At 42.5% G+C, this 13,883-nt stretch carries 8 protein-coding genes, 1 tRNA gene and 1 pseudogene; all 10 read right to left on the reverse strand.

The window, feature by feature from the left end:
* Positions 1-163 precede the first annotated feature (163 nt).
* Positions 164-4,396, reverse strand: a complete 4,233-nt coding sequence (gene rpoC / locus JMX82_RS08245; RefSeq protein WP_201540166.1) for a DNA-directed RNA polymerase subunit beta' — start codon at positions 4,394-4,396, stop codon at positions 164-166.
* 188 nt (positions 4,397-4,584) lie between these two features.
* Positions 4,585-8,703, reverse strand: a complete 4,119-nt coding sequence (gene rpoB / locus JMX82_RS08250; protein ID WP_087814768.1) for a DNA-directed RNA polymerase subunit beta — start codon at positions 8,701-8,703, stop codon at positions 4,585-4,587.
* A 790-nt stretch (positions 8,704-9,493) separates the two neighbouring features.
* Positions 9,494-9,865: a 50S ribosomal protein L7/L12 gene (rplL, locus tag JMX82_RS08255; RefSeq protein WP_011514491.1), complete on the reverse strand. Its 372-nt coding sequence runs from the start codon at positions 9,863-9,865 to the stop codon at positions 9,494-9,496.
* Between the two features lie 126 nt (positions 9,866-9,991).
* Positions 9,992-10,519, reverse strand: a complete 528-nt coding sequence (rplJ, locus tag JMX82_RS08260) for a 50S ribosomal protein L10 (RefSeq protein WP_045443904.1) — start codon at positions 10,517-10,519, stop codon at positions 9,992-9,994.
* A 446-nt stretch (positions 10,520-10,965) separates the two neighbouring features.
* On the reverse strand, positions 10,966-11,667 hold the full coding sequence (rplA, locus tag JMX82_RS08265) for a 50S ribosomal protein L1 (RefSeq protein WP_045443901.1): 702 nt from the start codon (positions 11,665-11,667) through the stop codon (positions 10,966-10,968).
* A complete protein-coding gene (gene rplK / locus JMX82_RS08270; protein WP_010201717.1) occupies positions 11,668-12,099 on the reverse strand; it encodes a 50S ribosomal protein L11 in 432 nt (143 codons plus the stop codon).
* A gap of 93 nt (positions 12,100-12,192) precedes the next feature.
* Positions 12,193-12,723: a transcription termination/antitermination protein NusG gene (gene nusG, locus JMX82_RS08275; protein WP_045443893.1), complete on the reverse strand. Its 531-nt coding sequence runs from the start codon at positions 12,721-12,723 to the stop codon at positions 12,193-12,195.
* Between the two features lie 57 nt (positions 12,724-12,780).
* Entirely contained in the window at positions 12,781-13,269 is a 489-nt protein-coding gene (secE, locus tag JMX82_RS08280) for a preprotein translocase subunit SecE (protein ID WP_083475710.1), read from the reverse strand.
* Between the two features lie 51 nt (positions 13,270-13,320).
* A tRNA-Trp gene (locus tag JMX82_RS08285) sits at positions 13,321-13,396 on the reverse strand.
* Positions 13,397-13,775: 379 nt separating this feature from the next.
* Positions 13,776-13,883 (reverse strand): annotated as a pseudogene (locus JMX82_RS08290) (elongation factor Tu); the annotation flags it as partial.

Genomic DNA, 13,883 nt, shown 5'->3' on the forward strand with positions numbered 1-13,883 from the left:
AACTTATCCTTATATGAAGTGTAAATTAGGGCATATTTTCCAGTGTACTATTTTTTCAGATAACAGTACCATGCATTTCTCACTTTATTGCACACACAAAAAAGCCAGCAACTTAGGCTGGCTTTTTATCAAATTAACAATAAATCAAAGACGCTTAATACTATTAATTATCCTGATTAAGCTCTTGTGCAAAGGCTTCATCAAAGCTTGCAAAGTCTTTACTGTCCGTGCTCGCTGACATATCAAATGCTGCATTATCAAACCCTGCTTTAAGATCTTTATCTAGCAGTTTTTGCTCCGCTTTCTCTTTGCGTGCTTTATGATAAGCAAGACCAGTACCAGCAGGAATCAAGCGACCAACGACCACGTTTTCTTTCAGACCACGTAGCTCATCCACTTTACCAGTCACGGCAGCCGCAGTTAGTACACGGGTCGTCTCCTGGAACGATGCTGCTGAAATAAAGCTTTCTGTAGCCAGACTTGCTTTGGTGATACCTAGTAATTGACGCTCGAACTGTACTGGGAATTTATCTTCCGCTTCCAGCTTCGCATTCAATGCTTTGATATCAGAGTACTCTGCTTGATCGCCTTTGAAGTGGTTTGAATCGCCGCCATCGGTAATTTCAACTTTGCGCAACATCTGACGAATAATCACTTCGATATGCTTATCGTTGATTTTTACACCCTGCAAGCGATAAACGTCCTGTACTTCGTTAACGATGTAATCAGCAAGTGCAGTCTGACCTTTCAAACGTAAGATATCATGTGGATTCTGTGGACCATCAGCGATCACTTCACCACGTGCTACCGTTTCGTTTTCAAAGACGTTGATTTGACGCCATTTCGGAATTAGCTCTTCATGAATCTCACCATCTTCATTGGTGATGATGAAGCGGTTTTTACCTTTAGTCTCTTTACCAAAGCTAACCACACCTGTCATTTCTGCCATGATGGCATGATCTTTTGGACGACGTGCTTCGAACAAGTCAGCAACACGTGGTAGACCACCGGTAATATCTTTGGTACCTGAAGAGGCTTGTGGTACACGACCCAAAATCGAACCGGCTGCTACTTTTTCACCATCGCTGACGCGAATGATGGTTTCAGCTGGTAAGAAGTAAACCACTTCTTTACCTTCGTCAGTGTTCAAGATAATCGCAGGACGTAAGTCTTTTGCTGAACTTGAACGGTCACGAGTAGCAAGAATCTCAAATGAGCTCATACCCGTCGCATCATCAACTTTTACGGTAGCAGTTAAGCCATCAGTAATCTCACTGAAGCGTGCAGTACCAGCAAATTCTGTGATAATAGGATGCGTGTGCGGATCCCATTTAGCGATGGTTTGACCAGCATCTACCTGATCTTCGTGTTTCACAAGCACGCTAGAACCATAAGGCACTTTATAACGTTCACGCTCACGACCAAGCTCATCGGTCAAGGCAATTTCAGCTGAACGCGATACGATGACTAAGTGACCATCGGTATGTTGAACCGTTTTCATGTTTTCGAAATGCGCTTGACCAGCACTACGAACTGAGATGCTGTTATCCACTGATGCTGAGCTTGCTGCCCCGCCCACGTGGAATGTACGCATCGTTAACTGAGTACCTGGTTCACCGATAGACTGAGCCGCCATAACACCGACTGATTCGCCGATGTTCACTTTATGACCACGAGCCAAATCACGACCATAACACTGTGAACAAACACCATGCTCAACATTACAAGTAATAACTGAGCGTACCCAGATATCATCAATCGCATTGTTATCAAGCACGTTTACCCAATGCTCGTCGATCAAAGTACCTGCTGGAATCAATACCTTATCGGCATCATCGTTATAAGTCACATCACGAGCCGTCACACGACCTAGTACTAGCTCGCCTAACTTCTCAATGATTTCACCACCTTGAATATGTGGTTTCATGAGCAAGCCTTGCTCAGTACCACAGTCATCACTGGTAATAACCAAATCTTGTGCCACATCAACCAAACGACGCGTCAAGTAACCTGAGTTAGCCGTTTTGAGTGCCGTATCCGCAAGACCTTTACGTGCACCATGCGTTGAAATAAAGTACTGAAGTACGGTCAAGCCTTCACGGAAGTTTGCTTTAATTGGCGTTTCGATGATTGAACCATCTGGCTTAGCCATCAAACCACGCATACCAGCCAACTGACGAATCTGAGCCGCACTACCACGAGCACCAGAATCTGACATGATAAAGATAGAGTTGAATGACTTCTGCTCTTCTTCTTCACCTTTGGCGTTCATGATTTTATCAGTGGCTAAGTTGTCCATCATCGCTTTAGCGACTTTGTCATTGGTACGTGACCAGATATCAACCACTTTGTTATAGCGCTCACCAGCGGTCACAAAACCTTGCTCGAATTGATCTTCGATTTCGCGAACTTCGCCTTCTGCCACTTCGATGATTTGCTTTTTCAGTGGTGGAATGACCATGTCATCAATACCGATAGACACACCAGACAATGTCGCTTGGGCAAAACCAAGATACATCAATTGGTCAGCAAACATGACACTTTCTTTAACGCCAACTTTACGGTAGCAAGAGTTGATCAAACGAGAGATGTTTTTCTTCGTCATCTCTTGGTTACATTCATCAAAAGACATACCTTTAGGCATGATGTTCCAGATCAATAAACGACCTGCAACCGTTTCTTTTAAGCTGATTTCTTTAGTCTCATTGCCATCTTCATCAATATGCGTCTCGGTGACACGCACTTTGATCTTAGCGTTTACATGTAAATCGTTTGAACCAATCGCACGCAATGCTTCATTAACGGTGGCAAAAATCATGCCCTCGCCTTTAGAATTGATTGATGAGCGGCTGATGTAATATAAACCCAGTACAACATCCTGTGACGGTACGATGATTGGATCACCGTTCGCAGGCGACAAGATGTTATTGGTAGACATCATTAGCGCACGTGATTCAAGCTGTGCTTCTAGCGTCAATGGCACGTGAACGGCCATTTGGTCACCATCAAAATCGGCGTTGAACGCGGTACAAACGAGCGGATGCAATTGGATTGCTTTACCTTCGATAAGTACTGGTTCAAATGCTTGCAAGCCCAAACGGTGAAGCGTTGGTGCACGGTTAAGAAGCACTGGATGCTCACGGATAACCATGGCCAGCATATCCCACACTTGCGGCTCTTCACGCTCTACCATCTTTTTGGCAGCTTTAATTGTCGTAGCTAAACCATGAGACAATAATTTGTTATAAGTAAATGGTTTGAATAATTCAAGTGCCATTTTCTTTGGTAAACCGCACTGATGTAAACGTAGCGTTGGACCAACAACGATCACCGAACGACCAGAATAATCGACACGCTTACCAAGTAAGTTTTGACGGAAACGACCTTGCTTACCTTTGATCATATCAGCCAAAGATTTCAATGGACGCTTGTTACTACCAGTGATCGCACGACCGCGACGACCGTTATCAAGCAAGGCATCCACTGATTCTTGCAACATACGCTTTTCGTTACGTACGATGATATCAGGGGCGCTCAGCTCAAGCAGACGCTTTAGACGGTTATTACGGTTGATCACGCGGCGATATAGATCGTTTAGATCTGAAGTCGCAAAACGACCACCTTCTAGTGGTACTAGCGGACGCAAATCTGGTGGTAGTACTGGCAAGATGTTCATCACCATCCACTCAGGCTTGTTATTAGAGTCACGGAAGGCTTCTAATAATTTAAGACGCTTAGACATCTTTTTAAGCTTGGTTTCAGAACCCGTTTGCGGAATCGCTTCGCGCAAATCATCGATTTCAAGATCCAAATCGATATCTTTCAATAGGTCTTGAACCGCTTCAGCACCCATTTTGGCAGTGAATTCATCGCCAAATTCTTCAAGGGCTTTATAATAGTCTTCATCATCAAGCAGTTGATACTTCTCTAGAGAAGTCAAACCTGGCTCAGTAACAATATAACTTTCAAAATACAGAACGCGCTCGATATCACGTAGCGTCATGTCTAACAATAGACCGATGCGGCTTGGTAATGATTTTAAGAACCAAATATGCGCCACTGGGCTGGCTAAGTCAATATGACCCATACGATCACGACGTACTTTCGCAGTCGTTACTTCTACGCCACATTTTTCACAGATAACGCCTTGGAACTTACGGCGCTTATATTTACCACATAAACATTCAAAGTCTTTTACTGGACCAAAGATTTTGGCACAAAATAGACCATCACGTTCAGGCTTAAACGTACGATAGTTAATAGTTTCAGGCTTTTTCACTTCGCCATGTGACCATGACTTAATGACGTCAGGTGAGGCTAAAGTAATTTGAATGCTATCAAACTCTTGATTACCGTTGCCGGTAGGGCTTTGCATGATATCGAGTAAATCTTTCAAGTTGCTTCTCCGTTATCTTTATAATCATCTGATAGCGTATTATTGACGCAAATAAGATGAATGAAGGCAATGAATAGGGTTGAGACAAATCACTAAAAGCAGCAGCTATGCGCATACTGCTTTTAGGTTGACCACTAAGGATAATAATCAACTGAGACCATGTTAACGATAGTCTCAATCAGCCGTGCTTAATGGGTTTGTTTTAACTCAATATTAATACCCAATGATTTGATTTCTTTGGTCAGTACGTTAAACGATTCAGGCATACCTGGATCCATATACTGCTCACCATCAACGATGTTTTTGTACATACGCGTACGGCCTTCAACGTCATCCGACTTCACAGTCAGCATCTCTTGTAGCGTATAAGTCGCGCCGTAAGCTTCTAGTGCCCAGACTTCCATCTCACCGAAGCGCTGACCACCAAACTGAGCTTTACCGCCGAGTGGCTGCTGCGTCACAAGTGAGTAAGAACCAGTTGAACGTGCATGCATTTTGTCGTCAACCAAATGGTTAAGTTTCAGCATGTACATATAACCAACGGTTACTTTACGGTCAAACTTCTGACCAGTACGACCATCATACAACGTCTGTTGACCATCGCGATCCATACCAGCAAGCTCTAGCAGGTCTTTAACTTGGCTTTCTCTTGCACCGTCAAACACTGCTGTGCCCATTGGTACACCAGCGCGCAAGTTATCTGCTAGCGCCATGATGTCATCATCACTCAGGCTATCAAGATCAACTTGCTCACCGCCGACTTGGTTATAAATTTTGTCTAAGAAGTCACGTAAATCTTTGATCGCTGCTTGCGATTTGAGCATACCATCGATCTTCTCGCCCAAACCTTTCGCTGCCATACCCAAATGCGTTTCTAGAACCTGACCGATGTTCATACGAGATGGTACACCAAGCGGGTTCAAGACGATGTCAACGGTATTACCATTTTCATCATAAGGCATATCTTCAACTGGCATAATGCGCGATACCACACCTTTGTTACCATGACGACCCGCCATTTTATCACCAGGCTGAATACGACGCTTAACCGCTAGATATACCTTAACGATTTTTTGTACGCCATGTTGTAAGTCATCACCAGCGGTTAATTTGCGTTTTTTCTCAGCAAACTTCACATCGATGTCTTTTTGCTTATCAACCAAATACTCAGCGATTTGCGTTAGACGCTCAGAGATTTCTTCTTCAACTGGTTGGATATCAAGCAAAGTCTCAAGGCTCATATCTTTCATATCGGCCAATGCCATCACTGTACCGGCTTTTAGACCAGAACCACCGCTGACTTTTTGACCATCAAGCAAGTTACCGATACGACCACGAGCCGCTTCTTCAAAGATACGTAGCTCTTCTTTTAAATCTTTACGATAGCTATCAAGCTGTGATTTTTCAATTGCTCTTGCACGTGCATCTTTTTCAACGCCGTCACGAGTAAAGACTTGCACGTCAATAACCGTGCCTTTACTTGATGTTGGTACACGTAGCGACGTGTCTTTAACATCAGCCGCTTTTTCACCAAAGATAGCCCGGAGCAATTTCTCTTCTGGCGTCAGTTGTGTTTCACCTTTTGGCGTCACTTTACCAACTAAGATATCACCAGCGTCAACTTCAGCACCGATATAAACGATACCAGCTTCATCAAGGCTTGATAGCGCCGCTTCGCCAACGTTTGGAATATCCGCAGTAATCTCTTCGGTTCCAAGCTTGGTATCACGTGCCACACAAGTCAATTCTTGGATATGAATAGTAGTAAAACGATCTTCTTTCACCACTTTTTCAGACAGCAAGATTGAATCTTCGAAGTTATAACCATTCCACGGCATAAATGCGATGCGAATGTTCTGACCTAGTGCAAGCTCACCAAGATCCGTTGACGGACCATCAGCTAAGATATCACCTACAGCAATAGCATCACCTTGGTTGACGATAATACGTTGGTTGATACAAGTATTTTGGTTAGAACGCGTGTATTTAACGAGGTTGTAGATATCAATACCAGCTTCACCAGCAATCATCTCATCTTCATTGACACGAACCACAACACGTGAGGCATCAACATCTTCGATCACACCGCCACGCTTAGCGATCACACAAACACCTGAGTCACGCGCAACGTGACGCTCCATGCCCGTACCTACTAACGGCTTATCAGCACGTAGCGTAGGAACTGCTTGACGCTGCATGTTCGAGCCCATCAAGGCACGGTTAGCATCATCATGCTCTAGGAAAGGAATTAGGCCTGCTGCAACTGATACAACCTGACTTGGCGACACATCCATATGCGTCACTTTTTCTGGCGGCATACGGACGAATTCACCATAGCTACGCACACTGACCATCTCATCAGATAACGCGCCTTCTGCGGTTACTGGTGAATCAGCCTGTGCAATGACCGTACCTACTTCTTCAATCGCTGATAGATACTCAATGACATCAGTTACTTTACCATCAACCACACGGCGATAAGGCGTTTCTAAGAAGCCAAAGCTGTTGGTCTTTGCAAAGGTCGCTAATGAGTTAATCAAACCAATGTTTGGACCTTCAGGAGTCTCAATCGGACATACGCGACCATAATGGGTATCATGTACGTCACGTACTTCAAAGCCTGCACGTTCACGGGTCAGACCACCAGGTCCTAGTGCTGATACACGGCGTTTATGGGTAACTTCAGACAATGGGTTGTTCTGATCCATAAACTGCGATAACTGGCTTGAACCAAAGAATTCTTTGACCGCAGCAGCAACAGGTTTTGAGTTAATCAAATCTTGCGGTGACAAGTTATCAGATTCCGCTGAGCTTAAACGCTCTTTGACTGCACGCTCAACACGCACTAGACCAACACGGAATTGGTTTTCTGCCATCTCGCCGACCGAACGAATACGGCGGTTACCTAAATGGTCGATATCATCGACTTCGCCGCGACCATTACGAATCTCAATCAATTCTTTTAGGACATTAACGATATCGGCATTGGTCAATACACTACGAGCGCGTTGGATGTCTGGATCATCAGTATTATCAAACTCTAACCCTAAACGACGGTTAAATTTCATACGACCGACATTTGATAAGTCATAACGATCCGCGTTGAAGAACATGCTGTCAAATAGTTTTTCAGCGGTCTCAACCGTTGGTGGCTCACCTGGACGCATGACTTTATAAATTTCAATCAAGGCTTCTTCGCGGCTTGAGGTGCTATCTGCACGTAGCGTATCGGCAATATAACTGCCTTGATCGATATCGTTGGTGAACAAAATGCTGAACTCTTTGATAGACTCGCTGGCTTCAAATGCACTTAATTTAACCAATAATTCATGGTCAATTAGAGTATTCGCTTTAGCGATAACTTCATCATTTACCACGATATCTTCAGCTAAAATACGCTCATAGAGATACTCATCAGGTATCGCAATCTTCGTCATACCTGCTTCTTCAAGCTGACGAATACGGCGTGCATTAATACGCTTGCCCTGCTCTACGATAACATCACCTTCTGGTGATACGATATCGAACTGAGCCATCTCACCGCGCAAGCGATCAGCAACCAGATCAATCTCGAATTGCTCTTCACCTTTATATACGGCTACTTTATCAAAGAACAAATCTAAGATTTCAGACGTTGTTAGACCAAGCGCACGTAAAATAATTGAAGCCAATAGCTTACGACGACGGTCAATACGAGCAAAAACTAAGTCTTTAGCATCAAATTCAAAATCTAACCATGAACCACGGTAAGGAATGATACGCGCGTTATAAAGCACTTTACCACTTGAATGCGACTTACCTTTATCATGATCAAAGAACACACCAGGTGAACGATGTAGCTGAGATACGATAACACGCTCAGTACCATTGATAATAAAAGTACCGTTAGCTGTCATCAACGGCATCTCGCCCATATAGACGCTTTGCTCACGGATATCTTTAATAGCCGCTTTGCTGTCTTTATCTTTGCTGTCTTTGTCTTTGATGATCAAACGGATTTTGACACGCATAGGCGCAGCAAATGTTGAGCCACGCAAGATACACTCACGCTCGTCAAATTCAGGCGTGCCTAAATAATATTCAACGAATTGTAGCTCTGCGTTACCAGAGTGACTCTCAATTGGGAAAATAGAGGAATACGCAGCTTGCAAACCAGTATTCTCACGAGCTTTTGGCTTTTTGTGCTCTTGCAAAAATTGCTCGTAAGAATCTACTTGAATAGACAGTAAATAGGGAATGTCCATCACAGTGGGCAATTCAGCAAAACTTTTGCGAATACGCTTTTTTTCAGTATAAGAATATGCCATCGAGAGTCCTTACAGTAAACGTGGAAACAAATTAAAAGCGTGGCCAGCGTGCATAAATACGATGCAAACTTGGCGACGTAAACGATAATATAAAACAGGTAATCGTGTTCAGTTGATATCTTTTGTCAATTACTACTTCTGCTATCAGTGCTTACTTAGCACCCTTACTTTCATTTTATGATCGGTATCTAAGTCAGTCTATATGACCACTCAGACAACCAAATTCAATATCACATCATCTAAAACATATTGCTTTTAAGCAAAACTTACTCATAGAGGTAAGAAAACATGACTCGTTCAAGGGTATTTCTAAGTTATCTGCTATCAAAACTGATTGTATTTAGTCATTTTTCTTTCAAAAAACCAGCTCTTTCAAAACCAACAATTCTATCAAAACTAATATCGTCGCTGATATGTACCGTCTATAAGCCTAACTACTGACAGTAATACTCTGCGAAACGGACAACCTAAACTTAATAGCTTTTCAGAATTAATAATAATCGGGGTAACTATAACTTTTAGAATCAGTATAAACTATAGTGTTAATGGGAAAGCATGCAGACACAAAAAAATGCCAAACATCTATGGACGTTTAGCTTAAATTAACTGATTTCAAAAACTGGCATGTGTGCTTGCATGTATATCGTCTGTCCTTTTGATGGGTATCCACCGTGATGTTGCATACGTATGTTGGCAGACACAAAAGGTCAAGCTACGAATTATAGTAAAAAAAAGCTGGCAATGCAAGGCATTACCAGCTTTTTTTGTACAACACTAAGATAAGCGAAGCTTATTTTAGTTCAACAGTTGCACCAGCTTCTTCAAGTTTCTTTTTCAACTCTTCAGCTTCAGCTTTGTTAACGCCTTCTTTGATTGGAGCTGGAGCGCTTTCAACCAAATCTTTCGCTTCTTTCAAGCCAAGACCAGTAGCTTCACGTACGGCTTTAATTACGCCAACTTTCTTCTCGCCAAAGCTGGCAAGAACTACGTCAAACTCGTCTTTTTCTTCAGCAGCAGCAGCAGCAGGGCCAGCAGCAGCAGGTGCAGCAGCAACAGCAGCTGTTACGCCGAATTTTTCTTCCATAGCGCTGATTAATTCAACGATATCCATTACTGACATTTCAGCGATTGCGTTTAACACGTCATCTTTAGATAGTGCCATGAGAACTCTCCGTTATCTGATAAAAATTAATTGATTTTAAAATCGCTTGGATTGCTTGCCAAATTTTCAAATAGTGTTGGCAATAAAGTGCAATCGGCGATGTCAAAGTTACGTTAAAACAAGCAATTATGCCGCTTCTTTTGCGTCTTTGATTGCTGCTACCGTGCGAACAAGCTTACTAGGAACAGCGTTCATAGTTTGAACAAGCTTGGTAACTGGTGCATTCATAGTAGCCATCAAGATAGAGATTGCTTCGTCGCGAGTTGGTAGCTTCGATACGCGCTCTAGCTCTTCTGGACCATAAACAACACCACCAACTGATACCAATTTGGTCTCTAAAGCTTTGTGATCTTTACTGAACTCGAAAACAACTCGAGCAGCAGATCCCAAATCTTCCATAGAGAAAGCCAAAAGTAATGGACCAGTCATACGGTCTGACATGCTCTCAAACTTAGTGCCTTCAAACGCACGTTTTGCTAGGGTATTTTTTACCACTTTCAAAACGACGCCTTTTTCACGGGCTTGTTCGCGCAGCTTAGTAAGCTTTGCAACACCAATACCATGATATTCGGCAGCTACTGCTGAGTAAGCATTAGCAGCAACTTCAGACACTTCAGCCACAACTTGTTGTTTTTGCTCTAGCGTTAATGCCATAAGTTGACTCCTTTAATCTTATCAATCAGCTGAATATTTAATCATTTAAACCTAAGCTTTTAAGCATTGGCATTCAATAATTAAACGAATCGCTTAGACTGACTTGATACGACACGTTATCAGCATATTTATTAAAAATAAATTTACTCATAACGACTGATTACGGCACCGTTATCAGAATGACATCAAGTGATAGATTGAACTATCGGCTCTTATCAACAACTGGGTGGGTCACCGTCTGCGTAGGACAACTAAGATTTTCATCTTTCGTCGATTAACAAAAGCAGCTCGTTGTTATTACTAATGATCCGAAAACAATTAATAAAAACGTAAAACCGCTTTCTACCTACGGTCTTAGACAGCATAGCGTTTGCTACGCTGACCTAATTCTGTAAAATATTTTTGCAGCCTTTATTTAAAATCGTCAAATAAAGGCACATATCTAATTATTTTGCTGTGCGATATGGAACTGGATCAATACTTAGACCAGGACCCATCGTGCTAGACAAGGTAATTTTCTTAATGAAAGTACCTTTAGAAGTAGCAGGCTTAGCACGTCTTAAATCTGCAATCAGTGCTTCAGCATTCTGGATTACTTGCTCAGCAGTAAAACCAACTTGACCGATAGTCGTGTGGATGATACCTGCTTTGTCTACACGATACTGTGCTTGACCGGCTTTAGCGTTAGTAACCGCTTCAGCAACGTTAGGCGTAACCGTACCGACTTTAGGGTTAGGCATTAGACCACGTGGACCTAAGATAGTACCTAGTTGACCAACAACACGCATTGCATCAGGAGCAGCAATAACGATATCAAAGTCCATGTTACCAGCTTTGATTGATTCTGCTAGGTCTTCAAAACCAACGATATCTGCACCAGCTTCTTTGGCGGCTTCAGCAGCAGCACCTTGAGCAAATACAGCAACGCGTTTGGTTTTACCAGTACCAGCAGGTAGGTTGGTAGCGCCACGAACCACTTGATCAGATTTACGTGGGTCAACACCCAAGTTAATCGCAATATCAATTGACTCTTTGAATTTAAGAGGTGGTAAATCGTTTAGGATTTGAACCGCTTCTTCAACTGTATACTGCTTTTCATGTACGATACGGCTTTGAATTTCTTTTTGACGTTTGGTTAGCTTGCTCATTTACACACCCTCCACGGTAATACCCATTGAACGTGCAGTACCAGCGATGGTACGAACAGCAGCATCAAGATCAGCAGCAGTTAAATCTGCATCTTTGGTCTTAACGATGTCTTCTAGTTGTGCGCGGTCAACTTTACCGACTTTAGCGGTATTTGGTGTACCAGAACCTTTAGCGATACCAGCAGCCTTACGTAGTAAGTATGCAGCTGGTGGTGACTTCATGATGAAAGTAAAAGACTTATCGCTATATACAGTGATCTCAGTAGGAATCGGTAGACCCGGCTCTTGGTTTGAGGTCGCAGCGTTAAATTCTTTACAGAACGCCATGATGTTCACGCCTTTTTGACCCAATGCTGGACCAATCGGTGGTGAAGGATTTGCTTTGCCTGCAGGGACTTGTAGTTTGATGTAACCATCAATCTTCTTAGCCATGATTCTCTCCTAAATGGGTAATAGCGCCAAATCAATATTGTATATATACGTGATTGATTAACAGCTCCCCGGTTGATGAACTTTTTTGCTGATTTAGTCTAGCTTTTCAACTTTACTAAATTCAAGCTCGACCTGAGTCGGTCTATTAAATACGTTTACCGTTAAATGTAGTTTAGACTTCTCGTAATCCACTTTTTCTACCAACCCTTTAAAGTCAGTAAATGGACCATCGATAACCAACAGCTCTTCGCCCGGCTCAAATAGAGTCTTAGGACGTGGGTCGGTTTCAGTCTGATTCAAACGGTTTAAAATACGATCTGCTTCTACTTGCGTAATTGGAGCTGGTGTTTCAGGTGTACCACCGATGAAACCCATAATACGTGGGCACTCTTTAACGATATGCCAAGTATTGTCGTTCATTTCCATCTGGATCAATACATAACCTGGAAAGAACTTACGCTCACTCTTACGCTTTTTGCCGTCTTTCATTTCGACGACTTCTTCAGTAGGAACCAATACGTCACCGAATGATTCAGCAAAGTCACTACGATTAATACGATCAGTTAATGAACGCTGTACTTGCTTTTCATATCCTGAAAACGCTTGGACAATATACCAACGCATATCACGCTCCTGATCATTATAAGTAAATTTTGGGGTAAGACTCACTAATACGTGCGACTAACCAATAAAGATGCCAACGAACCAATTGAAAAAGTTATCTAATAACCAAACCAGAAAACCAACAATGGCAATCATGACAATGACCTGCCAGGTATATTGAAACGTTTCATCTTTACCTGGCCATGTCACTCGGCGCAATTCAACAGCAGCGTCTTTCAATAATATTTTAAAAGCGCGGCCTTGATGCGTTAATGCCAAGCATACTAAGGCAAATACAATAAGGGCAACGATAATACCAATACGTACCCAGACATCATTGGCAGGTTGCCAATAGCCAGGTAAATACTGATTAACTAACGTCGCCCCGATTAATACTGCTGCGGCAAGTAGCCACAGTACCACATCTTTTATTGAACCTGTTTTAGCCACTTCAACAGCAGTTGTTTGATTGCCCGCTGAGATGTGCTTACCTTTAGACAGCATTCCACCAGCACCCGCCTTGGCATCAGATAACTTAGTCTCGAGGTTATCTTGATCATTGCTCATAAAGAACTCGCTTCGGAGATGGTGAGGTATAACAAAGATGTGATAAGAAGATGGCAGGCGATGTAGGACTCGAACCTACAACCCTCGGTTTTGGAGACCGATGCTCTACCAATTGAGCCAATCGCCTATGGGTGTAAAGGACAGCATTATACAATATTTGATATAAAATGCAAGCCTTTAGCGATAAAATTATTACTTTTACCTAGTTTTGCTCTTATTTGAATGTGCTACTAAATCATCATTACTTTAACAAAGTGAAAATATAAGCGGCTAATAAGAAGCAGCGTTAATATAGCAAGCTCCGCTTAGAATTACAATAGATTGGAAAGTAAATTATAAACGTTATAGGTATAACTGGCTAATCATGTTGCTAAGACAACGAAAGGTGTGTTCATACTATCGAAGAATAACCATATTTCCTGATCATTTGATCTAAAAAAAGCCACCCTTGATTAAGGATGGCTTTTTCATGACTAACTCACAATCTCATTACTGAGAATGACAGATTAGTTTAGTACGTTAGCAACAACACCAGCACCTACAGTACGGCCGCCTTCACGAATAGCGAAGCGAAGACCTTTGTCCATAGCGATTGGGTGGATAAGCTCTACGCC

The organism is Psychrobacter sp. 1044 (assembly GCF_904846525.1).
Taxonomy (GTDB): Bacteria; Pseudomonadota; Gammaproteobacteria; order Pseudomonadales; family Moraxellaceae; genus Psychrobacter.